The organism is Mycobacterium sp. 852002-53434_SCH5985345 (genome assembly GCF_001667155.1).
Lineage (GTDB): Bacteria > Actinomycetota > Actinomycetes > Mycobacteriales > Mycobacteriaceae > Mycobacterium.
In genome coordinates this window covers 60912-84895 of record NZ_LZIE01000061.1, presented here as the reverse complement: position 1 = coordinate 84895, position 23984 = coordinate 60912, and the positions used below count along the sequence as shown (strand labels likewise).

At 68.8% G+C, this 23984-nt stretch carries 26 protein-coding genes and 1 pseudogene; 13 read left to right on the top strand and 14 right to left on the bottom strand.

All coding sequences use genetic code 11. The features are described 5' to 3' along the window. Positions 1–117 precede the first annotated feature (117 nt). Positions 118–273, bottom strand: coding sequence for a hypothetical protein (locus A5756_RS26265; RefSeq protein ID WP_167385587.1), 156 nt, complete (start codon positions 271–273; stop codon positions 118–120). Positions 274–710: 437 nt separating this feature from the next. Here A5756_RS26265 and A5756_RS14815 point away from each other — a divergent pair, with 437 nt between their 5' ends. Both A5756_RS14815 and A5756_RS14810 read left to right on the top strand, forming a co-directional pair. Next, on the top strand, positions 711–1751 hold the full coding sequence (locus tag A5756_RS14815; RefSeq protein WP_082960038.1) for a DUF4328 domain-containing protein: 1041 nt from the start codon (positions 711–713) through the stop codon (positions 1749–1751). After that, on the top strand, positions 1748–2563 hold the full coding sequence (locus tag A5756_RS14810) for a glycerophosphodiester phosphodiesterase (protein ID WP_066953509.1): 816 nt from the start codon (positions 1748–1750) through the stop codon (positions 2561–2563). The genes A5756_RS14815 and A5756_RS14810 overlap by 4 nt, the downstream gene beginning before the upstream one ends. Here A5756_RS14810 and A5756_RS14805 read toward each other — a convergent pair. Together A5756_RS14805 and A5756_RS14800 are read right to left on the bottom strand one after the other, a co-directional pair. Further along, positions 2560–3744 carry an LCP family protein gene (locus A5756_RS14805; RefSeq protein ID WP_066953507.1) on the bottom strand — a complete coding sequence of 395 codons (1185 nt, stop codon included), beginning with the start codon at positions 3742–3744 and terminating at the stop codon, positions 2560–2562. The genes A5756_RS14810 and A5756_RS14805 overlap by 4 nt on opposite strands. A 45-nt stretch (positions 3745–3789) precedes the next feature. After that, a complete protein-coding gene (locus tag A5756_RS14800) occupies positions 3790–4593 on the bottom strand; it encodes a DUF2470 domain-containing protein (protein ID WP_066953505.1) in 804 nt (267 codons plus the stop codon). Between the two features lie 90 nt (positions 4594–4683). Here A5756_RS14800 and pheA point away from each other — a divergent pair, with 90 nt between their 5' ends. After that, complete coding sequence (gene pheA, locus A5756_RS14795; RefSeq protein WP_066953502.1) at positions 4684–5634, top strand: prephenate dehydratase; 951 nt, start codon at positions 4684–4686, stop codon at positions 5632–5634. Beyond that, a complete protein-coding gene (locus A5756_RS14790) occupies positions 5631–6317 on the top strand; it encodes a histidine phosphatase family protein (protein WP_066953501.1) in 687 nt (228 codons plus the stop codon). The genes pheA and A5756_RS14790 overlap by 4 nt, the downstream gene beginning before the upstream one ends. Positions 6318–6324: 7 nt before the next feature. Here the strand turns inward: A5756_RS14790 and A5756_RS14785 are convergent, their stop codons facing one another. The 3 genes and pseudogenes from A5756_RS14785 to A5756_RS14775 form a co-directional block, all read right to left on the bottom strand. After that, a complete protein-coding gene (locus tag A5756_RS14785; RefSeq protein WP_066953499.1) occupies positions 6325–6516 on the bottom strand; it encodes a hypothetical protein in 192 nt (63 codons plus the stop codon). Continuing rightward, a pseudogene (locus A5756_RS14780) lies at positions 6513–6940 on the bottom strand (metallopeptidase family protein). The gene A5756_RS14785 and the pseudogene A5756_RS14780 overlap by 4 nt, the downstream one beginning before the upstream one ends. 4 nt (positions 6941–6944) lie before the next feature. Continuing rightward, entirely contained in the window at positions 6945–8318 is a 1374-nt protein-coding gene (locus A5756_RS14775; protein ID WP_066953494.1) for a septum formation family protein, read from the bottom strand. Between the two features lie 112 nt (positions 8319–8430). Between A5756_RS14775 and serS the strand changes: the two genes are divergently transcribed. Then, a complete protein-coding gene (gene serS, locus A5756_RS14770) occupies positions 8431–9690 on the top strand; it encodes a serine--tRNA ligase (RefSeq protein ID WP_066953492.1) in 1260 nt (419 codons plus the stop codon). On the opposite strand, the gene A5756_RS14765 is transcribed toward serS, so the two are convergent. Beyond that, complete coding sequence (locus tag A5756_RS14765) at positions 9691–10437, bottom strand: helix-turn-helix transcriptional regulator (RefSeq protein ID WP_066953490.1); 747 nt, start codon at positions 10435–10437, stop codon at positions 9691–9693. A 55-nt stretch (positions 10438–10492) separates the two neighbouring features. Between A5756_RS14765 and A5756_RS14760 the strand changes: the two genes are divergently transcribed. Continuing rightward, positions 10493–11062, top strand: a complete 570-nt coding sequence (locus A5756_RS14760; RefSeq protein WP_066953488.1) for a class I SAM-dependent methyltransferase — start codon at positions 10493–10495, stop codon at positions 11060–11062. On the opposite strand, the gene A5756_RS14755 is transcribed toward A5756_RS14760, so the two are convergent. After that, a complete protein-coding gene (locus A5756_RS14755; protein WP_066953486.1) occupies positions 11049–11624 on the bottom strand; it encodes a carboxymuconolactone decarboxylase family protein in 576 nt (191 codons plus the stop codon). The two genes, A5756_RS14760 and A5756_RS14755, sit on opposite strands and share 14 nt — an antisense overlap. Positions 11625–11715: 91 nt before the next feature. Between A5756_RS14755 and A5756_RS14750 the strand changes: the two genes are divergently transcribed. Beyond that, the gene (locus A5756_RS14750) at positions 11716–11985 is read left to right on the top strand and encodes a helix-turn-helix domain-containing protein (protein ID WP_232005351.1); all 270 of its coding nucleotides are present in this window, start codon (positions 11716–11718) and stop codon (positions 11983–11985) included. Here A5756_RS14750 and A5756_RS14745 read toward each other — a convergent pair. Further along, a complete protein-coding gene (locus A5756_RS14745; RefSeq protein ID WP_066953482.1) occupies positions 11982–12467 on the bottom strand; it encodes a DUF2834 domain-containing protein in 486 nt (161 codons plus the stop codon). The genes A5756_RS14750 and A5756_RS14745 overlap by 4 nt on opposite strands. A gap of 70 nt (positions 12468–12537) precedes the next feature. Here A5756_RS14745 and A5756_RS14740 point away from each other — a divergent pair, with 70 nt between their 5' ends. Together A5756_RS14740 and A5756_RS14735 are read left to right on the top strand one after the other, a co-directional pair. Continuing rightward, positions 12538–13158 carry a TetR/AcrR family transcriptional regulator gene (locus A5756_RS14740; protein WP_066953480.1) on the top strand — a complete coding sequence of 207 codons (621 nt, stop codon included), beginning with the start codon at positions 12538–12540 and terminating at the stop codon, positions 13156–13158. A gap of 62 nt (positions 13159–13220) precedes the next feature. Then, positions 13221–14783: an NAD(P)/FAD-dependent oxidoreductase gene (locus A5756_RS14735; protein WP_066953478.1), complete on the top strand. Its 1563-nt coding sequence runs from the start codon at positions 13221–13223 to the stop codon at positions 14781–14783. Between the two features lie 54 nt (positions 14784–14837). Here A5756_RS14735 and A5756_RS14730 read toward each other — a convergent pair whose 3' ends face one another. From A5756_RS14730 to A5756_RS14720, 3 genes are all read right to left on the bottom strand, one after another. Further along, positions 14838–15572 carry a GAP family protein gene (locus A5756_RS14730; protein ID WP_066953476.1) on the bottom strand — a complete coding sequence of 245 codons (735 nt, stop codon included), beginning with the start codon at positions 15570–15572 and terminating at the stop codon, positions 14838–14840. A 119-nt stretch (positions 15573–15691) separates the two neighbouring features. Then, the gene (locus tag A5756_RS14725) at positions 15692–16036 is read right to left on the bottom strand and encodes a hypothetical protein (RefSeq protein ID WP_066953474.1); all 345 of its coding nucleotides are present in this window, start codon (positions 16034–16036) and stop codon (positions 15692–15694) included. Then, positions 16033–17583 (bottom strand): MBL fold metallo-hydrolase, encoded by a 1551-nt coding sequence (locus A5756_RS14720; protein WP_066953611.1) that lies wholly within the window; start codon positions 17581–17583, stop codon positions 16033–16035. Before A5756_RS14720 ends, A5756_RS14725 begins: the two co-directional genes overlap by 4 nt. 157 nt (positions 17584–17740) lie before the next feature. On the opposite strand from A5756_RS14720, the gene A5756_RS14715 reads away from it, so the two are divergent. Genes A5756_RS14715 through A5756_RS14700 form a run of 4 tightly spaced genes read left to right on the top strand, consistent with a single transcriptional unit; the run spans position 17741 to position 20920 of the window. After that, positions 17741–18508 carry a 1-acyl-sn-glycerol-3-phosphate acyltransferase gene (locus A5756_RS14715; protein ID WP_066953472.1) on the top strand — a complete coding sequence of 256 codons (768 nt, stop codon included), beginning with the start codon at positions 17741–17743 and terminating at the stop codon, positions 18506–18508. 6 nt (positions 18509–18514) lie between these two features. Then, on the top strand, positions 18515–19270 hold the full coding sequence (locus A5756_RS14710; protein ID WP_066953470.1) for a 1-acyl-sn-glycerol-3-phosphate acyltransferase: 756 nt from the start codon (positions 18515–18517) through the stop codon (positions 19268–19270). A 14-nt stretch (positions 19271–19284) separates the two neighbouring features. After that, the gene (locus A5756_RS14705; RefSeq protein ID WP_066953468.1) at positions 19285–20070 is read left to right on the top strand and encodes a 1-acyl-sn-glycerol-3-phosphate acyltransferase; all 786 of its coding nucleotides are present in this window, start codon (positions 19285–19287) and stop codon (positions 20068–20070) included. A gap of 34 nt (positions 20071–20104) precedes the next feature. Beyond that, on the top strand, positions 20105–20920 hold the full coding sequence (locus A5756_RS14700; RefSeq protein ID WP_066953466.1) for a Cof-type HAD-IIB family hydrolase: 816 nt from the start codon (positions 20105–20107) through the stop codon (positions 20918–20920). Between the two features lie 13 nt (positions 20921–20933). Here A5756_RS14700 and A5756_RS14695 read toward each other — a convergent pair whose 3' ends face one another. Further along, on the bottom strand, positions 20934–22568 hold the full coding sequence (locus tag A5756_RS14695) for an LGFP repeat-containing protein (RefSeq protein ID WP_197505779.1): 1635 nt from the start codon (positions 22566–22568) through the stop codon (positions 20934–20936). 132 nt (positions 22569–22700) lie between these two features. Continuing rightward, complete coding sequence (locus A5756_RS14690; RefSeq protein WP_197505417.1) at positions 22701–23774, bottom strand: PirG; 1074 nt, start codon at positions 23772–23774, stop codon at positions 22701–22703. Positions 23775–23984: the final 210 nt, after the last annotated feature.

Genomic DNA, 23984 nt, shown 5'->3' with positions numbered 1-23984 from the left:
GCTCATTCGCGGGCCCACCACGCGGCGGCCAGCCGTAGACAACCCTGCTCCATGACTGCGCGGACCGCAAGAAAGACCGCTATGAGCTCCGAAGGCGGATACCCGCTCAGCGCGGGTTCAAGACAGAACGATGAGGGCGAGAACCGCCAGCAGCGCCAGTGCGATCAGCCCGGCGCGCAATGCGGCGACGCTGTAACTGTGATTCCACGCGGGCGAGCCGGAGTACGACTTCGAGGGGGCCGGTGATCCCGGACCGAACGAATGCGTGGCCATTAATCGCCTTTCACCCGCTCCTCACCTCGCGGTAGTGAGGTGAGTCACAAACATTTTGCGCGAAGGCGATCATAGCGCTTCCGGGGGGGCTTGGAAAATGATGGGCTGAGCTGCGTGTTGAGGGCGACCGCGGGAAGGCCGGACCTGCGGCGCGGCCTGCAGGCCACCGCGCGGATGCTTAGCAAGGCAATCCATTTCGCTCACACGGGGTTTTGGGCTGTCGATGGCATGCCTCCGTGACCGCGTTGTTATCCACAGTGGTGCCACGGCCAACGGGTGAAGCTGTAGTAACGCTTCCCTTACCCACTAAAGCCATGTGGATAAACCTGTGGAAACTGTGGATAGGCCGTAATGGCTGAGTAGATAGCCGACCGGCCCCACTCCGGCCATCGCTGAGTGTCCCGCGGCGCGCATCGGCGCGCGGTTACGCTAGTCCGGTGATCCAGGTGTGCTCCCAATGCGGCACTCGGTGGAACGTGCGCGAGCGGCAACGCGCGTGGTGTCCCCGTTGTCAGGGCGCACTGATGGCGCCCCTGTCGGATGCGCCGGCCCCCGGTCCGGGGTGGAGCGCACCCACCGCCGCGGCGCCGAGCCGACCGTCCGCGGCTCGGGGCTGGCAGCGCACCCCGCCACGGCTACCACCGGGCTTTCGCTGGATAGCGGTGCGTCCCGGCGCCGCGCCGCCCACCCGGCACACAAGACGTCCCCTCGGCCCCACCCCGCGTTATGCAGTGATGCCGCGCTGGGGCTTGGACGACCGCGTCGGGCAAGCCCCAGCCGCACTCGAAAAGCCCGCGCACGCTGCGCCATCGGCAGCGATGATCCGCACCACGCTGTTCGTGAGCGTGCTCGTCCTCGGCGTCGCCGCCCTGGTCTATGTCGTGCGCTACGTCCTGCTGGTCGTCAACCGGAACACCCTCCTGAACTCGTGGGTCGCCGCCGGGGCGGACTGGCTCGGCATCCTGGCCAGCGTGAGCGCGATCGCGGCGGTGTTCACCTCCGGCGCGGTGCTGATCCGCTGGCTCATCGCGCGGCGCGCCGCCGTGTTCGCCCATCACGGCCTGCCGGAGCCGCGGTCCACCCGGGCGTTGTGGGCCGGGTGTGTAGTGCCCTTGGCCAACCTGCTGTGGGCGCCGGTCTACGTCATCGAGCTGGCGATCCTGGAAGAGCACTACACCCGGATACGCCGACCGATCGTCGAGTGGTGGATTGCCTGGGTCGCCAGCTACCTGGCCTCCGTCTTCGCCATGATCACCAGCTTCGCCGGGGACGCCCAAGGCATCGCCAATAACACCATCACGATGGTTTTCGCTTACCTGATCGCGGCGCTCACGGTCGCCGCGGCCGCCAGGGTCTTCGAGGGGTTCGAGCGCAAACCGGTCGAACGCCCCGCGCACCGCTGGGTCGTCGTTGCGGACGCGCCAGCAGCACGTCCGGTTGAGCTCGAGGGTCAGGAAGCGGCAGCATTAGGCGTATGACGTGGGCCGAGGAGGTGCTCGCCGGGCACCCCTTTGTGGTGGCCCACCGCGGCGCGTCAGCCGCGCGACCCGAACACACGCTGGCCGCCTACGACCTCGCCCTCAAAGAGGGCGCCGACGGCGTGGAATGCGACGTGCGCCTGACCCGCGACGGCCACCTGGTGTGCGTACACGACCGCCGGCTGGACCGGACCTCGACCGGGGCCGGCCTGGTCAGCACCATGACCCTCGCCGAGCTGCGTGAGCTCGAGTACGGCGCGTGGCACGACAGCTGGCGCGAAGACGGCACGCACGGCGATACGAGTTTGTTGACGCTGGACGCCCTGGTTTCCCTCGTTCTGGACTGGCATCGGCCGGTGAAGCTCTTCATCGAGACCAAGCACCCGGTGCGGTACGGCTCGCTGGTGGAGACCAAGCTGCTCGCGCTGCTGCAGCGGTTCGGCATCGCCGCGCCCGCCTCCGCCGACCGGTCTCGCGCGGTGGTGATGTCGTTCTCGGCGGCCGCGGTCTGGCGCATCCGGCGAGCCGCGCCGCTGCTTCCGACCGTGCTGCTCGGCAAGACCGCGCGCTACCTGACCAGCGGCGCGGCCACGGCCGTCGGTGCCACCGCCGTCGGCCCGTCGCTGGCGACGTTGAAGGAATATCCCCAGCTCGCGGACCGCGCGATCGCCCAGGGCCGGGCGGTGTACTGCTGGAACGTCGACGAGTACGAAGACCTCGACTTCTGCCGCGACGTCGGGGTGGCCTGGCTTGCCACCCACCACCCGGGTCGCACGAAGGCGTATCTGGAGAACGGCCGCGCGGGCGGTTAGTCCGGCGGAGCGGTGGGCACCGGGGCGTCCGCCGCCAGCGCCTCGAACAGCCGGCTGGCCTCGTCGTGGTTCCACACCACCACCGATCCGGCGTCACCGCTGGTGAACTCCCCGATCGGGACGGTCATGGTGGTGGGCGAGCCGTGCAGCCCCCAGCCGAGGCGGACCAGGTCCCACACGTGGTCGTCGCGGTCGACGGTCAGGGCGTCGGCGAGTGCGTGCGGCACGGAGTACCAGCGCCAGGGGTTGAGCCACACCGCGGGGCTGGCGGCGGCGTGCAGCAGCGCCGCGACGAACTGCCGCTGATTGACCATCCGGTCCAGATCCGCCCGGGGGGTGTCACGCGTCCTGACGTACCCGAGGGCGTTGCGGCCGTTGAGTTTTTGGCAACCGGCCGGCAGGTCGATGCCGGCCAAAGGGTCGCTGAGCGGCGTCGTCGGGCATACCGTCACCCCGCCCAACGCGTCGACCAGGCCGGCGAATCCGCCGAATCCGATCTCCGCGTAGTGGTCGAGGCGCAGCCCGGTGGCCTGCTCCAGCGTCTGCGCCAGCAGGGGTGCCCCGCCCATCGCGAAGGCGGCGTTGATCTTGTCCTTGCCGTGGCCGCGGATCGGGACGTAGGAGTCGCGCGGTATCGACACCATCGTCACCCGGCCGCCGGACCACAGCTCGGGCAGGTGTACCAGCAGGATGGTGTCGGTGCGGCTGCTGCCGATGTCGCCGCCGGTGGCGAGGTCCTCCTGCTGTTCGGGGCTGAGCCCCTGGCGGCTATCCGAGCCGACGAGCAACCAGTTCGTCCCGCGGCCATGCGCGGGGCGTCCCGGGTAGTCGGCCAGGATCTCGTCGCGGTGCAGCCTGCTGTCGAACCAGACTGCGCCGCAGACGACGCCGATGCCGGCCAGCAGCACGCCGATCACCAGGGCCGACGCGACCGCTCGTATCCAGCGGCGCCAGCCACGGCTGCGGCGCGTGCGCGCGGCGGTGGGCCGCGGCGGAGGTCCGGGCGGTTGACGGGGGCGCGACGGTTCGACGGTGCGAGGCGACGGGGGTGGAGGCGGCGGTGTTGGCCGACGCAGCGGCGTGGTCTGTTCGGCCGGTGCCGGCCGGGGGGCCCCGCGGCGAATCACCGGTGACGGCTCGGTGCGCGGTTCGGGCCGGTGCGGTGGTCGATCGCCATTCACCCGGTTAACGTACGCGGCCGGGGCCGCCGGACACGACGGGTTGGACTACGGGCGGGCGCGCAGGCCGTTGATGAACGGGCACCCCATCAGCACGCGGATGGCCTGGCTCAGCCCGGTCATGTCGTCCACGGGCTTGTGGAACGGCAGCCGGACGTCGTGGTCGCGGTCCTTGCCTTCGACGCGGAACCGCACGCCGTAGCGATCTAATCCGAGCGGGCGCACCTGCCCGCGGCGCAGCGGCGCGGGCAACCGGGACACCAGCCGCGCAACGACGTCGCTGTGTGCGGTGTCCAGATGCCACAGCAGGTTCGACTCGATCTCGCAGAACGGGTCGGGCCGGGCCGCCAGGAGATCCGCCACGCTGACGGGCTCGGCGCCGGTGGCGTCGGTGACGACGACGGATGCGACCTCCAGCCGGACCAGGGTGTAGCGAGGTTCCTGCCCGTCGGACGGCGCGCACCGCGGGGTGTCGACCTGAAGCAATGCGGGGTGCGGCCACTCGGCGGCGATCAGGTCGACCGTCTCGGCGACCTCGGCCGGGTGGAATTCGTGCAACTGCCCGCGCACCCACACCAGCGAGCGCACCGGCTCCCGCAGCGGAAGGGGTGCGTAGTCGGTCAACTCCAGGAGCGCCTGCGATCCGGCGACGGCGCCCTCCGGTCGGTCTTCGCGCTCACTGGGGATCGCCAGCGCGAACGACCCGTCGGGCAGCAGGTGATGCACGGGCGTCACGACGGGGTCCTGGCGCGCGGGCGCGGACTCCAGTGCCAGGAGGGCGCCGCCGGCTCGGACACAAGCGCTGCGGATACGTTCGGCCGTCGTCGGGGCGGGGCAGGTCAGGGGTAACACCGTACTCCTTAGATTAGGTAAGCCTAAGTTAACTTAGATGGCGAGGCGGCGCAAGAGCGGTTTGGCGGCGGTCGCCGCTAGGGTTGGGGCGTGGTCCGCATCGCTTATCTCGGCCCGGAAGGGACGTTCACCGAAGCGGCGCTGTTGCAGATCACGGCCGCCGGTCTGGTCCCAGGGCAGGGTCCCGACGAGGTCCGGCGAGTGCCCATCGACAGCACCGCCGCGGCGCTGGACGCGGTGCGCGACGGCGGCGCCGAATACGCCTGCGTCCCGATCGAGAACTCGATCGACGGGTCGGTGACGCCCACGCTCGACAGCTTGGCCATCGGTTCGCCCCTGCAGGTCTTCGCCGAGACAACCCTGGATGTCGCGTTCACGATCGTCGTCAAACCCGGCCGCACCGCCGCCGACGTGCGCACCCTGGCGGCCTTCCCCGTGGCGGCGGCGCAGGTGCGGCGGTGGGTGGCCGCCAACCTGCCCGAGGCCCAGCCCCGGCCGGCGTATTCCAATGCCGACGCGGCGCGGCAGGTGGCCGAGGGACAGGCCGACGCCGCGGTGACCTCGCCCCTAGCCGCTACCCGCTGGGGACTGGCCGCGCTGGCCGACGGGGTGGTCGACGAGCCCAACGCCCGCACGCGCTTCCTCCTGGTGGGCCTGCCGGGCCCGCCGACGCCCCGCACCGGGGCGGACCGAACGGCGGTGGTTTTACGGATCGACAACGCCCCGGGTGCCTTGTTGGGCGCGCTCACCGAATTCGGGATCCGCGGCATCGACCTGACGCGGATCGAATCTCGGCCGACCCGTACCGCGCTGGGCACCTATGTCTTCTTCGCCGACTGCGTGGGCCACATCGACGACGACGCCGTCGCCGAGGCACTTAAAGCGCTGCACCGTCGTTGTGCCGATGTGCGATACCTGGGATCTTGGCCGACCGGCTCGCCCGCCGGGGTGTTGCCGCCGCCGGCCGACGAGGCGGCCCGCTGGCTGGCGCGGCTACGAGAAGGAAAACCCGAAACGGCGGCCGGGGGAATCGAGCTGTGACCGGCCGGCTGGTGCTTTTGCGACACGGCCAGTCGTACGGCAACGTCGAACGCAGGCTGGACACCCGGCCGCCGGGGGCGGAGCTGACGCCGCTGGGCCGCGACCAGGCCCGCGCCTTTGCGCGCGGTGCGGGACGGCCCGGGCTGCTGGCGCACTCGGTGGCGATCCGCGCGTCGCAGACGGCCGGTGTCATCGGCGGCGAGCTCGAGATGGCCGCCGTCGAAGTGAGCGGAATTCACGAGGTCCAGGTCGGTGGCCTGGAAAACCGCAACGACGACGACGCGGTCGCGGAATTCAACGCGATCTACGAGCAATGGCATCACGGTGATCTCGACGTTCCGTTGCCCGGCGGAGAAACCGGCAACGACGTGTTGGGCCGCTACGTGCCCGTGCTCACCGACCTGCGCCTGCGCTACCTCGACGACCACGACTGGACGGGCGACATCGTCGTCGTGAGCCATGGTGCGGCGATTCGACTGGCCGCCGCCGTGCTGGCGGGCGTGGATGCCGGCTTCGCGCTGGACAACCACCTGGACAACGCCGAATCGGTGGTGTTGGCCCCGATCACCGACGGGCGGTGGAGCTGCGTGCGATGGGGGACCCTGACGCCGCCGTTCTACCCCGAGCCCGAGGCCAGTCCCGTCGCGGACGCGGTGCACTCGAGCACCGACCCGATGGGCTGACGGCCGGTCAAACGGCCAGCGCGACCGCTTCGAAGCACTCGCAGCCGACGGCGTCGCAGTCGATCACGAAGGCGTGCGGCAACAGCTCGGGGCTGAAGCAATCCGGCTCCGTGCACTCCGAGCGGCGCAGGGAATGGCGAATGATGGTGCCGTGACAGTGGTCTAAGCCTGCCCGGCAGTCGCGGCAGTCAGCACTCATAACCCGTTCATAGCACCGGTGGCGGACAAATCCGGGATGCCGCGCCCATAAATCCGGCACGGCTGACAGGCCGTCAGGCCCAGCCCAGTTCTTCCAGCCGGTCGTCGTCGATGCCGAAGTGGTGGGCGACCTCGTGGATCACCGTGATCGCCACCTCCTCGACGACGTCGTCCTCGGAATCGCAGACGTCCAGCAGCGCCTCGCGGTAGATGGTGATGGCGTCGGGCAGCGATCCGGCGTAGTCCGAGTCGCGCTCGGTGAGGGCGACCCCTTCGTACAGCCCGAGCAGTCCGCCGTCCTCGGGGTGGCGGTCGTCGACCAGCACCACAACGTTGTCCATCGCCGCCGCCAGCTGGGGCGGGATCAGGTCGAGCGCGTCGGACACCAGTTCGTCGAACCGCTGGGGATCCATCCGCGCGGGCACGCGGCTAGCCCCCGGCTGGCGGCGCGGGCGGCGCCTCCGGCGCCGGGTTGGCCGGCGGTGGCGCCCCGCCGTCCGCCGGTGGCGGGGCCTGCGGCGGCGCCCCGGCGTCCGCCGGGGGTGGGGGCTGCGGTGCCTGGGGAGCCGGGGTGTCCGAGGCGGGCGCCTGGGGCGCTACCGCCGGCTGCTGACCCGGGAGGTGCTGATTGTTTGGCGGGATCTCCGGGGGCGCGCTGGCCTGGCTCTGCGGAGCCTGGGCCGGCACCTGGAGCGGTATCGGCGGCATGGTGAGCCGCTCTTCGGGAATGTCGGGCGGCGGCACCGGCGGCTGACCGTTGATGAGCAGCTGGCCCTTTGCGCTGTTGACCAGGGTGGCCCAGCCGCCGTTGCCCAAGGTCGCGCCGATGCTGCAGGCGACTTCGCGGCTGCCGGCCGTCCAGCTGGCCAAGGGCACGGTGGGATAGATCAGCGTCAGGGTGGTGGTGCGCAGCTTGACCGGCGCCAGGTAGGCGTCAGTCATCTTGGTGCACAGATCCTTGATGTACCCGTCCTGGTCGGGCTCCGCGGGCAGCGCGCCGGGGAACTTCTCGGCCAGGTTGACCGTGCCGGTCACCTCCATCGCGTGCGGCGCCGCACACTCGACCGGCGCATCGACCGGCTGGTTGGTCGTCGAGTCGATGCCCAGGCAGGTGCCGGCCGGCCAGACCTTGGACTGGTCAACCTCGGCGACCTTGCCCTTGAAGGCTTGTTGCTGGTTGTTGGGGCCGGGCAGCTGGAGCCCGCACAACATGCGGCGCTCGCCGGACTGGCGCCACGCCCGGTCGCCGGGCCACAGCAGGCTGACGGTGAACTTGCTGTTGGGATCGAACTTGGGGCCCAGGTAGTTGCGCACGGCGGACTCGCACTGCTCCTGGGTGATCTGCTGAATGCGGGCGGGCGAGGGGGGAGCGGCGTTGGGGCCGTACTCGGCGCCCGGGAACGTCCGCATGTCAATGGATTCGGCGACTTCGAACTTGTGGTCGTCGGCGCAGTTGACGATCTTCGCCGACTCCGGGGTGGCGTCCGGCCAGATCAGGCAGTCACCGCTGGAGGCCTTGTTGAAGGCCGCGTCGCTCTTGCTGCCGGTGGTGGGCACCGGGTTGCCGTCGAGATAACCGGACAGCCGCCCCGCGCCGGTGCCGCTTACCGGCAGCGCGGTGACCAGCCCGGCGATCAACAGGCCGCCCAGCGCGGTCAGCAACAGGGCGCGCCGAGTCGCCTGGGCCTGCAGACTGCGTGGCCACCGGAAGCCGGGTTGCGGCTGTTCCGGCTCGGCGGAGGGGGCATCGGACTCCGGGGCTTCCGGAAGGTCCGTCTCGGGCGCTGGCGACATCGGCTCCATTCTGACAGGAGCGGCTGTGGAGTGTGACAAAAGTTACGGATGTGAGTCCTGGGACCTGGCGGGGTGGGTGCACCGCGCAGTGTGCAGTGCCGGTGAAAGTAGTCTCAGGGCCGTGATCGACCTCAAGCTGCTCCGCGAAAACCCCGACGTCGTACGCCGGTCACAGACCAGCCGGGGCGAGGATCCCACCTTGGTCGACACGCTGCTGGCGGCCGATGCCGCCCGCCGGGCGGCGATCTCGTCGGCCGATGCGTTGCGCGCCGAACAGAAGTCGGCCAGCAAGAGCGTCGGCGCCGCGTCCCCCGAGGAGCGCCCCGCCAAGCTGGCGCGCGCCAAGGAGTTGGCCGAGCAGGTGAAGGCCGCCGAGACCGAGCAGGCCGAGGCCGAGGCGGCGTTCACCGCCGCACACATGACGATCTCCAACGTCGTCATCGACGGGGTGCCTGCCGGTGGGGAGGACCAATACCGCGTGCTGGAGGTGGTGGGCGAGCCCGCTCAGCTGCAAGACCCGAAGGACCACCTCGAGCTCGGCGAGTCGCTGGGGCTGATCGACATGCAACGCGGCGCCAAGGTATCCGGCTCGCGCTTCTACTTCCTGACCGGACGGGGCGCCCTGTTGCAGCTCGGGCTGCTGCAGCTCGCGCTGCGCCTGGCCGTCGACAACGGCTTCATCCCGATGATCCCGCCGGTGCTCGTGCGCCCCGAGGTGATGGCCGGCACCGGGTTCCTGGGCGCCCACGCCGACGAGATCTACCGGGTCGAGGCCGACGACCTCTACCTGGTCGGCACCTCCGAGGTGCCGCTGGCCGGCTACCACGCCGACGAGATCCTGGACCTGTCCGGCGGACCGCTGCGCTACGCGGGGTGGTCGTCGTGCTTCCGGCGGGAGGCCGGCAGCTACGGCAAGGACACCCGGGGCATCATCCGGGTGCATCAGTTCGACAAGGTCGAAGGCTTCGTCTACTGCACGCCCGCCGAAGCCGAGGCCGAACACGAACGGCTGCTGGGCTGGCAGCGCGAGATGCTGGCCCAGATCGAGGTGCCGTATCGGGTGATCGACGTCGCGGCAGGGGATCTCGGGTCCTCGGCCGCCCGCAAATTCGACTGCGAGGCATGGGTTCCCACGCAGGGCACCTACCGCGAGCTGACCTCGACGTCCAACTGCACCACCTTCCAGGCGCGCCGGCTCGCGACGCGCTACCGCGACGACAACGGCAAGCCGCAGACCGCGGCCACCCTCAACGGCACGCTGGGCACCACCCGGTGGCTGGTGGCGATCCTGGAGAACCACCAGCAGGCCGACGGCAGCGTGCGCGTGCCCGACGCGCTGGTGCCCTTCGTCGGCACCGAGCTGCTCGAGCCGATCAGCTAGCTAGCGCGCCTTCGTCAGCCGGCCCGGGGTGTGACCGAAGGCGCGCCGGTAGGTGTCGATGAAGGCACTTGTTGTGGCCCAACCGCATTCGGCTGCCACCGACGTGACGTCGTGCCGCTCGGCGAGCAGCACCAAGGCGCGCTGCAGGCGGAGCTGGGTGCGCCATTGCGGAAAGGTCATCGCCAGCTCGTCGCTGAACAGTCGGGTCAGGGTGCGTTGGCTGACGCCGATCCGCCGGCCGATCTGCGGCAGCGTTAACGGCGCGGCCAGATTGTCGGCGATCAACGCGCACGCTTCGCGCAGCCTGCCGTCGACGGGCGTGGGAATCCACAGCGGCTCGCCGGCACTGGTCGCCCGCAACTGATCGTGCAGTACGGCCAGCATCCGGTGGTGCTCGTCGCTGTCGGTCCGATCAGTCTGCGAACACGCGATGATGAGTTCCCGCATCAACGGGTTGACCGCCAGCACGGCGGGCGCCGCCGGCCCGCGGCGATAGCGACGGGGATCCAGTGCGACCCCGTGAAACTGCGTGGGGCCGTGGAACTTATGTTCGTGCCAGCAGCCCGCCGGGATCCAGATCGCCCGGTTCGCCGGCGTGATCCAGGTGCCGGCCGGGGTGGTGACCGAGACCGCGCCTGAGGACGGGTAGACCACTTGGTGCAAGGGATGCCGATGCCGATCGATCCGGGCCCCCGGCGGCAGCGCCAGCGATGATGTCGCCGGCCCGTGATGGCTGATTTCCGACATAAATCGGCAGGATATCGGAAGTGCGCCTTCCTCCGGCGCGCCTAACGTCGCGGTTATGGGAATGAATCTTCTGCACCGGCGCCGGTGTAACTCGGCGGCCTGGGAGAAGGCGGTGGCGGGGCAGCTGTTGCCCTGGGCGTTGGACGGCGTCGAATTGGGTTCGCGGACTTTGGAAATCGGCCCGGGATACGGGGCGACGACGCGCGCCCTGCTGGACAGGGCCGATTCGCTCACCGCCGTCGAGGTCGACGCCGCGATGGCCGACCGCCTTGAGCGCCGCTACGGCGATCGGGCCCGCATCATCCACGGCGACGGCGCGGACACCGGGCTGCCCGCCGATCACTTCACCTCGGTGGTGTGCTTCACCATGCTGCACCACGTGCCCAGCGCCGAATTGCAGGACCGGCTCTTCGCGGAGGCGTTCCGGGTGCTGCGGCCGGGCGGGGTGTTCGCCGGCAGCGACGGTGTCCCGTCGCTGTCCTTCCGGCTGCTGCACATCGCCGACACCTACAACCCGATCGCGCCCGATGATCTGGGCGCGCGGTTGCGCAACGCGGGATTCGCCGATGTCCAGATCCACCCCTTAGGTGGGCGGCAACGGTGGCGCGCCGTCAAACCGACCTGAAAGTAGGGCTGCCCGCCTCGAGCGGGACCCGGGCGGAACGCGCGGTGAAACTGATCGCGTGATACCAGCCGCACAGCATCGTGAGGTCGAGGATCTGGCTTTCGTCGAATTCGGCGCGCAGCGCCGTCCAGAGGGCATCGTCGATGTCTCGACGGTCGTAGAGCGAATCCACGGCGCGGACGAGTAGGCGATCTCGCTCGGCCGTCCAGCACGGATCGTCGGCTCCGCCGTGGGTCAGGGAGTGGACCTGCGCGCGATCCAGACGGGCCTTGTCCGCGAAAAACGCGACGTGCACGCCCCATTCGTACTCGCAGTCGCAGCGAGCGCAGGTGCGGTCGATCACGATCTCGCGGTCGCGAAGGGACAGCGACAACGCGCGGCTCAGCTCGTAACCGCCCCAGAGCGTCATGGCCTCGGCCATCGGCATGTTGCGCACCACGACGCGAAACAGGGCGATGGGCGGCACGTCCGGCGGCATCATCTTCTGCAGTAGGGCCGCCACCGCGGCGTCGTACGGCGGGTCGAGGGCGTCGATGCGAGGCGTTACTATTTCCGTAACCATGGACAAGAAAGCTACGTTACGGAATCCGAAACGTCAATCGGTGGCTCGACCGGGGCGCCCCGTGCGGGGGTCGACGACCGGGCGGCCGCTCATGGCGGCCCTCGATCTCCTCGGGCGGCGCTGGTCGCTGCGGATCCTGTGGGAGCTTCGCGACGGTCCGTTGGGGGCGAGGTCGTTGCGGGAGCGCTGCGACGGGATGTCTCCCAGCGTCTTGTATGACCGTCTCGGCGAACTGTCGGGCGCGGGCCTGGTCGTCCAGCGCGACGACCAGTCTTACGAGCTCAGCGAGGTCGGCCGGTCGCTGGGCGAGGCGCTCGATCCCCTCGACCAGTGGGCCCGGCGCTGGGCGGACGGAAACTAGGCGTCGACCGTCTCGCGGGATTGCTCGTGCCGGCGCTGCCGCTCCATGGTGGCGAAGTAGAACGCGAACGCGAACGCGAAGCTGGTGAAGAGGCTGGAGACGAAGTACAGCCACGGGTGCTTGAGCCCACGGCGGTAGCCGTCCACGATCGTAAACAGCGGCAACAGAATCACATTCGCGATCGTGTAGTCCTGGCTGGCGGAGTCCGCGGCCGGATTGGTGAACATCAGCTTGATGTATTCGGCCCAGCTCCCGTGCTCGCCCCACAGCGGATTGGTGGAGCCGTGCGAGTACTGCTGGACGTAGGTGACGTTGAAATACCAGCCCAGCGCGACCGAAGCGATGCCGACGACGTAATACACGCATTCGAGCGGGGAAAACAACGGCCCGCCGGCGGGCCGGGCGAAGACCTTCGAGTTCGAGGCGACGATCCAGCCGATGACACTGAGCCCGAGAACTGCATGCACAAGAAGCGAGACCATGGCCGCAGTCTCACCCCAGAGCCGAAGTTTTGTCAATACTGACAAAAGATGGCTGAGGTACCGTACTTGCATGGTCCGGCCGGCGCAGACGGTGCGCAGCGAGCGCACCCGGGAGGCGTTGATCCAGGCCGCCCTGGTGCGATTCCTGGCCCAGGGTGTCGAAGAGACCTCGGCCGAGCAGATCGCGGCGGACGCCGGGGTCTCGCTTCGGACCTTCTATCGCCATTTCAAGTCCAAGCACGATCTGTTGTTTGCCGACTACACCGGACTGAACTGGTTTCGTGCCGCGCTGGATGCCCGGCCCGCCGATGAGCCGATCATCGACTCGGTGCAATCGGCCATCTTCTCGTTCCCGTATGACGTTGAGGCCGTGACCAAAATAGCCGCGTTGCGGGGTGGGGAGCTTGATCCCGGCCGCATCGTTCGGCACATGCAGGAAGTCGAGGCCGACTTCTCCGGCGTCATCCAGGCACAGCTGCACCGGCGTAGCTGCGCGGCGAGCAGGACGCTGGATGGGCGGTTGCGCGCGGCGGTGATCGCGCGGTGCATCGCGGCAGGAGTTTTCGGCGCGATGGAGTTCTGGATGCTGGGCGAGGATCGGTCGCTGGGCGAGCTGGCGCGGATGTGCCACGCGGCGCTGGAATCGCTGAGGGCCGGCATCGCCGACGCCTGGGCCGCCGAGGCGGGATAAAGTTTCGTCATAATTGACAAAACTTTGCGACCGTGCCAGCCTCCATTGCTGGAGGGCAGGACATGACTGAATATGACGCGATAGTTATCGGTGCCGGGCACAACGGTCTGGCCGCGGCGGTGCTGCTGCAGAAGGCCGGACTGCGGACGGTGTGTCTGGATTCCAAGCTGTACGCCGGCGGGATGGCTTCCACCGTGGAGCTTTTCGACGGGTACCGGTTCGAGATCGCGGGCTCGGTGCAATTTCCCACTTCGAAGGTGGTGGTCGACGAGCTCGGCCTGGACACCCTGCCGACGATCGACCTGGACGTGATGTCGGTTGCGGTGCGCGGCGTCGGTGACGATCCGCTGGTCCAGTACAGCGACCCCATCAAGTTGTTCACCCACCTCAACGAGGTGCACGGGGCGGACGCCGTCAACGGGATGGCGGGGCTGATGGCCTGGAGCCAGGCGCCCACCCGGGCGCTGGGCCGCTTCGAAGCCGGAACGGAGCCCAAGACCTACGACGAGATGTATGCCTGCGCGACAAACGAATTCGAACGGTCGGCCATCGACGACATGCTGTTCGGTTCGGTCACCGACGTGCTGGACCGCTACCTTCCGGACCGCGAGAAGCACGGCGCGCTGCGCGGCTCGATGACCGTGCTCGCCGTCAACACCCTCTATCGCGGGCCCGCCACGCCGGGCAGCGCGGCCGCGCTGGCGTTCGGGCTGGGCGTCCCCGACGGCGACACCATGCAGATGAAGAAGCTGCGCGGCGGCATTGGGGCGCTCACCTCCCACCTGGGTGAGCTGCTTGAGAGCCAGGGCGGCGAGGTCCGGCTGCGGACCAAGGTGACCGAGATCCTCGTCGAGGACGGGCGGGTGAGGGGGGTGCGCACCGAGGGTGGCGAGACGTTGACGGCCCCGATCGTCGTCTCCGGCATCGCGCCCGACACCACCCTCAACGATCTGATCGACCCGGCCCTGCTGCCCGGCGACATCCGGGAGCGGTATGCCCGCACCGATCACCGCGGCAGTTACCTGCAGATGCACTTCGCGCTCGAGGAAGCGCCGGAATTCGCCGCACCCTACGAGGCGCTCAACGATCCCGCGATGCAGGCGTCGATAGGCCTGTTCTGCACGCCGGAGGAGGTGCAGCAGCAGTGGGAGGATTGCCGGCGCGGCATCGTCCCGGCCGACCCGACGGTGGTGTTGCAGATACCCACGCAGAACGACCCGGACCTGGCACCCGCGGGCAAACACGCCGCGTCGGCGTTCGCGTTGTGGTTCCCGATCGAGGGTGGTGCCGACTATGGCGACGCGAAAGTCGAAATGGGCCAGCGGGTGATCGACAAGATCACCCGGTTGGCGCCCAACTTCGAACGAAGCATCATCCGGCACACCACCTTCACGCCCAAGCACATGGGCGTGATGTTCGGCGCGCCCGGCGGCGACTACTGCCACGGACTGCTCAACCCGAACCAGATCGGGCCGAACCGGCCCGGCCCGAAGGGATTTCGGGGTCAGCCGATTCCGATCGAGGGTCTGTACCTGGGCAGCGCGGGCTGCCACGGCGGACCCGGCATCACGTTCATCCCCGGGTACAACGCGGCCCGGCAGGCGCTCGCCGAGCGCGCTACCTAGGGACGGCTGTTCACACCGGCTCTCAAGGCCGATCGAAAAGCTGTAGGTGGGCCGCTAACGCGCAGCGAGGTTGATCAGCCCGAGGACGAGCATGAAACAGCCCCCGGCCGCCGCCAAGAGGGCGATGTCGCGGTGGCCGCGGGATCGCAGCCAGTTCTGCAGCCCGGCCATGACGGCGCGCGTGCGCTGCGGCGACGCCAGATATCCGACCAGCGGGATCTCGGCCACGGCGAACGCCACCACGTTGAAGGCGACCAACGCCTGCACCTGCGCGGCCGGCGCGGCGTGCGCGGCGAGGATGGCGGCCATCGAGCCCATGTAGTTCGCCGACGGCAACGACGCCCCAACCCCGCTGACCGCTGCGACGGCTAGGGAGTCACCGCGCAAGAAGATTCGCGCGCTTTCGGCCAGCCGCCGCCGTCCGCTCGGTGCCGACCCTTCGTCGAGGGCAACGTCACCGCTGCGGCCGATTACCGCATCCGCCGGTGCGGGGTGGACATGGACAACCCTGCGTCGCACAACATTGGTCGCCAACACGACGGCAACGAGCAAAGCGGCGAGCCCGGATGCGATCTGGACGTCCGCCACGCTGAAGTGGCCAACGACCGGCGCGGCACGGAGGACGAACAGCACCACCAGACCCGCGCCGACGCCCATGGCGAAGCCACCACACAAGAACGCGAGCATTTGCATGAGCGGGCGCCGCCTGCTGAGCAGCAGGACCATCAGACCGACGCGGATCGGTTCGAAGATCACCGAGCCGGCCAGCACCAGCACAGTGATCCACATGCTGGGCAACCGTACCGCAGCCAGCTCGGCCCCTGACTCAAACTCGCCCAGTCGTCCTGGCGTATGCCGGGGTCGCCGACGGCAGTCGCAGCCGGACTTTTGCGCACTCGCGCGCGACGCTAACCGCGCTGACCTAGCAGCTCATCCAGGAGTGCGGTGAACTCTTCCGGTCGCGCCGGCGTGAAGGCGGGGCTGGGCCGGACGCCGGGCACGTCCAGCGTGACCAAGGTCGACTTGAACGGCCGGCTCACGTCCAGCGGCAGCCAGCGACGCAAGTCCGAGCTGCCCCAGATCCGGAACCGATTTGTGAGCAGGCCCAGCCCTTCGGCCTTGTATCCACGAATCGACTCCAGCGCAATCACTTTCGACGTTCCGGAAGGAAAGTGATAGCGGCGCAGCGTGATCGCCGCGCGGTCCAACTGAACCAACCCGTCGTCGTAAGACCGGCCTGGGCTTTCGTTCATGCTCGCGAACTTCGCAGTTGGTGACCCCGCGCGGTCAGGCACCGCCCGTCGTCCAATCGCCACTGCCAGCCATGCAGGTTGCAGGTCAACGTATCGCCCTCCACCACACCGAATTTCGACAGGTCGGCCTTGAGATGGGGGCAGCGGCGCTGAATTTCCCAGCCGTCCAGCGTGACCGATGACGAATCGTCGTGCGCCTCGGCGAACCAGCCGTCGGCGTAGGCGATCCGTTCGTCGGTCAGGCACTTGAAGAACGTGTACAGGTATTCGTTGTAGCCGCCGACGCGCCACGCCCTGAATCGGGTGGACAGGAAGATGGTGTTCACCCAGTCCGGCTCCCGATCCCGCAGTACGGTGCGGACCAACTCCGGCGCGATGGCGAAACCGTAGCGCACCTTCTCATCGGGAATCCGTTCGCGCACGGCGCGTTTCGGGAAGTCGAGCACGACAGTCTCCGGGCCGATCACCAATTCGACGGGATAGCCGATGCCGTCGCAGATCTCGTCGCTCTGGGACATGATCGGTTCGAACAGCGCACGTAGCGGCTCGAGCAGTGGTTCCCCGGTGGCGGGCGCCCAGCTCGCGCGCTCGGCGGCCACGACCGGCGCCATCCGTTCGGCGTAGTCGGCGATGTAGGCCCGCTTCCCGGTGGTGAAGATCGCCTCGACCTGATCGTCGGGCAGCGGATGGCGCAGCGCATTCAGGGTGGTGCCGGTGAAGTCCGCGGTCGAGCCGGGGATCATCAGCAGGCCGCCGTCGCTCCCGTGGGTGCGCATCTGGTCGAGGAACACCATCTGGTCCGGAAAGATGTTGGCCGCATCGCCGTGGTCGTCGTTGAGATGACGCAAATCCGGGTCCAGAAAGCACGGCGGCCCGGCCGACGGGATGACCCACGTCGCGCCCACCTGGGCGATGTACTGGCGGGCGCGGTCCATCTGCCGCTGCCGCTTCTGGACACCGAACGACTCCTTGGCGCGGGCCGGCATGTCGTACACCATCGGGTACCAGATCGCGCCGGAGTACTGCAGCATATGCACGTCGATGTGTCCGAAAGCCGAGCTCAGCATGTCGAGATCGACCGGCCGGGCGTCGTTCATGTTGAACGCGGTCGTCACGCCGTCGGAAACCACCAGCGCCGAGTCACCGAGCGGGCCGTCGGCCGGCGCCCGCAGGGCGATGATCATCACATCGAGGTCGCCCTTGGGGCCGCTGACCCGGTGCTTGACCGAGTTGCTGGTCTCGAAGAACCGGTAGAAACCCAGCTCCTGCAACGCGTTTCGCAGGTCCGGCACCGGGAAGTCGGGCAGCAGCACCACCGCGTCTTTGTTGACGTGCTCGAGAAGATTCTTGGCGTCGAAGTGGTCCTTGTGCAGGTGCGACACGTAGAGGTAGTCGCAGTCCCCCAGCCGGTCCCAGTCCAGGCCGCTGTTGTCGGGGAACGGAAACCAGGACGCGAAGTACGCGGGATTGACCCAGGGGTCGCAAAGAATGCTGCCCGCGGGCGTCTCGATCAGAAATCCGGCGTGACCTACGCTTGTGACCTGCACAAACACCTTCCTGGGGCCGCTCAAGGGACCTGCGCGGCCCGCGGCCGGGTAACGGCTTTTTCAGCCTCCGAGCTTAGCGCGGGACGGCGTCTCGGTTTTCGGCACTTCGGCTGACTCAGGGGCTGACTCACAGCCGGGAGCACTAGGCTGATCAGCTGTGGAACCGGTATACGGGACTGTCATTCAACTTGCCCGCTTGATATGGCGCATACAGGGTCTCAAGATCACGGTCACGGGCGCCGAAAACCTGCCCAAGAGCGGGGGAGCGGTCATCGCCATCAACCACACCGGCTACCTCGATTTCACGTTCGCGGGGCTGCCCGCCTACCAGCAAGGTCTGGGCCGCAAGGTGCGCTTCATGGCCAAGCAGGAGGTGTTCGACCACAAGATCACCGGGCCGCTCATGCGCAGCCTGCGGCACATCTCCGTGAACCGGCAGAACGGGGCCGCCTCCTACGAGGAAGCGGTCCGGAACCTCAAGGACGGCGAGTTGGTCGGCGTCTACCCGGAAGCCACGATCAGCCGCAGCTTCGAGATCAAGGAATTCAAGTCGGGTGCGGCGCGGATGGCCGTCGAAGCCGGGGTGCCCATCGTTCCGGTGATCGTCTGGGGCGCGCAGCGCGTCTGGACCAAGGGGCACCCCAAGAAGCTGTTCCGTCCCAAGGTGCCCATCATGGTCGTCGTCGGTGAACCGATCGAACCGACGCTGGGCGTCGAGGAACTGAAGGGGCTGCTGCACTCGCGGATGCAGCATCTGCTGGAGCGGGCCCAGGAAATGTATGGGCCGCATCCGGCGGGTGAGTTCTGGGTGCCGCGCCGGTTGGGCGGCAGTGCCCCATCGCTGGCCGAAGCTGCCCGGATGGACGCCGAGGAGGCGGCCGCTCGCGCGGCGCGCCGGGCCGGATCCGCGGGAGCGCCGGAGTAGCGATCGATGGTGGAACCGGTCTTCCGCACGCTCGAGATCCTGGCTCGGCTGACGGTTCTGGCCACCGACACCCGGATCTCCTACGCCGGCGAGGAGAACATCCCCGACTCCGGTGGTGCCGTGATCGCGATCAACCACACCAGCTATGTCGACTTTCTGCCCGCCGCCCTGGCCGTGTATCGCCGGCGCCGCCGGCTCAGGTTCATGATCAAGGCCGAGATGCAGCAGGTGAAGATCGTCAACTTCCTGATCAAGCACACCCGGACCATTCCGGTGGACCGCGGTGCTGGCGCGGGCGCCTACGCGCTGGCGGTGCAGCGGCTGCGCGAGGGCGAGCTGGTCGGGGTGTATCCGGAGGCCACCATCAGCCGCAGTTTCGAGCTCAAGGAGTTCAAAACGGGCGCCGCCCGCATGGCCGTCGACGCGGACGTTCCGATCATCCCGATCATCGTCTGGGGTGCGCACCGGATCTGGACCAAAGACCACCCGCGCGCACTGGGCCGCACCAAGGTACCGATTAAAGTGCAGGTGGGCGCGCCCGTCGCGGCGGCCGAAGACATTGCGCGGACCGACGCCGCCCTGCGCGAGTCGATGACCGCGCTGCTACACCAGGTGCAGGAGCGCTATCCGCACGAACCGGGTGCGTACTGGACGCCGCACCGGCTGGGCGGTGGGGCACCGACCATGGCGGAGGCTGCTCGGATGGAGGCGGACGAGGCCGCGGCCCGGGCCGCCGGTCGTGATGGACGATCGTCGCGGTAGTCGAAGGAGGACACATGCCTGAGGGCTTTTACCGGTTGTGCGAATGGGTCGTCCCGCCCATGGTCGCGATGCAGGGAACCAAGTTCACCTATCGCGGGCTGGAGAACATTCCGCAGTCGGGCGGTGCACTGCTGGCGCAGAACCACACCAGCTACCTGGACTGGCTGCCGACGCTGCTTGCCGTGCGTGAGCGGCGCCGGCGCGCCTACTTCATGATCAAGGCGGAAATGGCCGACGTGAAGGCGGTCAACTACGTCATCAACCACGCCAGGCTGATCCCGGTGGACCGCACTAACGGGCACGACGCGCTCGAGCTCGCCACGCGGCGCCTGCGGGACGGCGAGCTAATCGGGATGCACCCCGAGGCCACGATCAGCCGCAGTTTCGAGCTTCGGGAATTCAAGAGAGGTGCGGCCCGGATGGCGCTGGACGCCCAGGTGCCGATCGTTCCGGTCATCGTCTGGGGTGCCCATCGGATCTGGCCCAAGGATCATCCGAAGAAGGTGTGGCGCAACAAGGTTCCGATCACCGTCGCGGCAGGGCGGCCGTTGCCGCCGCACGGCACACCCGAGCAGCTCAACGCGGCGCTGCGCGAGGCGATGAACGCGCTGCTGTACCGGGTGCAGGAGGAGTACCCGCACCCCGAGGGCGAGTTCTGGGTGCCTCGGCGGCTCGGCGGCGCCGCGCCCACCCAGGATGATTCCCGGGCGATCCGCCTGTCGGAGTTGCAGGCGCGAATGCAGAAATACGGCACCGACGGCGTGACCCGTCCGGGGCAGGACCAGAGCGGAGTGCATTGATCAGACCGGCGAGCCGCGAACGCGGAACCGTCAGATGACTTTGCCGGCGCTCATCGCCTGTGACGTCGACGGCACCCTGTTCGACGACAACGAAACCATCACTCCGCGCACCCGCGACGCCGTGCGTGCCGCCACCGCCGCCGGCGCGACGTTCGTCGTGGCGACGGGCCGGCCGCCGCGCTGGATACGTCCCGTCGTGGATGCGCTCGGCTTCGCGCCGATCGCGGTGTGCGCCAACGGTGCCGTCATCTATGACCCCGCGGCCGACCGGGTGCTGTCGGCGCGCACGCTGCCCGTGGACATGCTGGCCGAACTGGCGGAGCTCGCGACGCGCGTCATCCCGGGCGCCGGCCTGGCCGTCGAGCGAATCGGTGAACGCGCCCACGACACGGCGACCCCGCAGTTCATCAGCTCGCCCGGCTACGAACATGCCTGGCTGAACCCGGACAACACCGAGGTGTCGATCGAGGACCTGCTGAGCGCGCCGGCGATCAAGCTGCTCATCCGCCGAAGCGGCGCCCGCAGCGCCGATATGGCCGCCGCACTGGCCAGGCATGTCGGCATCGAGGGCGATATCACCTACTCCACCAACAACGGCCTGGTGGAAATCGTGCCGTTGGGCACCAGCAAGGCCACCGGTGTGGACGAGATCGCCAGGCCCCTGCAGATCGCCAGCGAAGAGGTGGTGGCGTTCGGCGACATGCCCAACGACCTACCGATGCTGCGCTGGGCCGGTCATGGCGTGGCGATGGGCAACGCCCATCCCGACGTGCTGAGTGCGGCCGACGAGGTCACCGCAGGCAACAATGACGACGGGGTGGGGCGCGTGCTGGAACGCTGGTGGCTCTGAGCGGGCTTTTCGGCTAAGTGGCGGAGGGGTGCGCCGGCAGCGAGAAGTGTTCGGGCGCGACGGTCGGACCGCTCGGGGACTCCGTCGACAGTGGCGTGGTGATGCCTTCCGCGACCTCGGTGACGTTGCCGGTCAGCCGATCGTAGTTAAGGGTTCCGTGCTGAAAGTTCTGCGTAATCCGTAGCGGCTCGTGAATTTCGGCGCTCGTCGGCAAGCCGAGCGGACCGCGTTCGTAGCTCAGCGAGGCCCAGGCGTCGTAGATCGCGCCGGTGATCGGCTGGGCGCCGGTTTCGGGCGACCAGTACATCGCTCCCCTGGCGAATGTGACGTACCGGGCGTCACCCTCCGCGCTGTCCTCCGGTGAGGTCGGCGCTCCCAGCGCGCTGTTCATGCCGCCCATCGCCTGCCAGTGGTCGTAAATCGCGCCGCCCTGCAGGGCCTTGATCAATTCCTCCGGCGGATCGTTGAAATGCGAAGCGATGTCGCGTACTTCGTCCATGAGCGCGTAGGCGGCGTTGCCCGGGCAGTCGGTGTTGCCGACGTCGCGGTGGGTGAAGATCGTGGGCAGCGTCGCGACGGAACCGGCCGGGTAGGTGGTGTAGTGGCTACCCGCCGACTCCAACGCCACGGTGCCCTTGGGGTCGACGCCGTCCAGGCCCAGCCGCCAGCCCAGCAGCCGGCCCAGGGTGCGCAGCTGGATCGGCGTCGGCGGTACGTCGTCGAAGTTGCCGATCATCGCCACACCCCAGGTGTTGCGGTTGAAGCCGCCGGTGTGGAAGGCCTCGACCGCTTTGGTGAGCCCCCCGGCGCTGCCCTCGAACACCTGGCCGTACTTGTCGACCAGGGCGTTGTAGGCGATGTCGCACCAGCCCAGGGTCTTGCTGTGATAGGTGTAGATGGCCTTGACGATCCCGGCCGATTCCAGCGGGGAGTAGTCGTTGCTGCCCGCGGTGTGGTGCACCACCCCGGCGCGAATCCCGTTGTCGTACTGCGGACTACCGCAACGCAGCGACTCGTCGGCGCCCCATTGCGCCCGGCTGATGATGGCCGGGGCTTGGCCGGGCATCAAGACCCCCGACGGTGGCGTCCACTGCGTTTCCGACGGCGCTTGCGGCGGTGAGATCAGGACGGCTGAGATGTTCTGCCCGAACGGTTGTTCCCGGGACGCAGGCTTGTAGCCGAGGCCGGTCTCGTTGGGCGGCGCGGGCGGCGGTTGGGTCACCGGCGCATCGATGGGACGGGTGACCGCGATCTGGACGGTGGTGGTGGTGCCGACGAACACCGGGTCGGTTCCGCGCGGTCCCTCGAGGGACCCGGCCGGCGTCGCGCCGTCGGGCGCCGCGGTTTCGTACTCGGTCTGGTACCAGGGCCCCCACGAACCGTCGAGACGCTTCGCTCGGACCCGGGTCGACGTGCCGGCCAGGTCGCCGGTGAGCGCCACGAGGGAAAACGGGGTGCTCTGCCCGATCTCGCGAACCGTGACGCCGCCGCCCAGCCCGACCAGCGGTTGTTCGGCCAGTTGGGTGCCGTGGGCCGGCGGCGGGCCGGCCGTGCGGCGGTCGCGCGTCGTGTCCGCCACCCAGGACACGATGACGACGGTCGCCGCGATGGCGGTGAGCAACGTCGTCGGCCCGCGACTAGGAGACACCAGGCGATGTTACTTGTGTTTCTAATGTTAATGATGAGACGACACGAACCGGGGCGGCGCGAATCTGCACGAAAATCGACGGCACCGCAGAAGAATCTGCGGTGCCGTCTGGTTGAAGGGTTCCCCTGAGGTCTACACGGGTGGCAGGACCGGCGCGGCAGCCGCCGCCGCCGGCAACGCACCGGCAGCGCCCGCGGCTGCCGGCAGGGCCCCCGCGGCACCCGGCAGAGCGCCTGCGGCACCCGGCAGAGCGCCCGCGGCGGCCGGCAGGGCACCGGCGGCACCCGGCAATGCACCCGCGGCGCCCGGCAGGGCACCGGCGGCACCCGGGAGTGCACCCGCGGCGCCGTGCTGCATACCCTGCGTGATCGCCGGCATCACCAGGCCCTTGAGCAGGTCGATGGCCTGGCCGGCGCCCAGCTGGTTGGCCGCCTGCATCACGTCGTTGACCAGGCCGCCGCCGCCGCTGCCGCTGCCGCTGCCGCCGCCCAGGCCGGTGCCACCGCCACCGAGCGGCGAACCGCTGCCGAAGGACGACGGGTCGCCGAGGATCGGGTAGGTGCCATCAGCGCCCGGATCCAAACTGGCCGGAGCGGTGATCGGCACTTCACCCGCGGCTGTCGGGGTGCCCAGTCCGGGCGTGACCGCGGTCGGGCTGGTCAGCCCGGGGTTGGAAAGCGCCGGATTGAGTCCCGCGCCCGGGGTCGCCACTCCGGCGCCCGGGGTGGTCGGCAGCGCGCCGGGCGCGGTGAGTCCCGGCGTCGTGGGCGTCAGGCCTGGGCTCGCCAGACCTGGGCTCGCCAGGCCTGGACTCGTCAGACCCGGGCTCGTCAAGCCGGGGCTGGTCAGGCCGGGACTGGTGAGTCCCGGGCTCGTCAAGCCCGGACTGGTGAGCCCTGGCGTACCGAGCCCTGGAGTGCCCAGGCCGGGACTGGTCAGGCCCGGAGTGCTGGCGGCGGTGCCCCCGTTCAGCGCGGGCACGGGGGGCAGGTTGATCCCGAATTGCGACAGCCCCTGCGACAGCGCTCCCATCAGCTCGCCGGGCAGGTCGGTCATCACGGCAGCCTGCTTGAAGTCGTGGTGCTCGGGCTGCTTGCCGCCGGCCGTCGATTCGTAGACAAGGAAGTATGCGCAAGGACTCGCCACTGCCAGGGCGGCGACCGCGCTCATGGCTGTCGAAAGCTTGCGTCGGCGTCGGTTCGGCACGGAAGTCTCCTCAATCTGGACAACTCATCTGAACTGTGTTGTTTCGGTGCGGTCCGCCGTCCTAGCTGGCGAGAACCACACAGAGTCGATGGTACGAGTGAGATTGCTGTGACTAGAGTGGTGATATTGAATCGTGAGGTAATTGCGACCCCGGTTGTGATCGGGCCGCTGAGGTGTCCCGCCCGCACCGTCATTCGGCCGAAGGCGGAC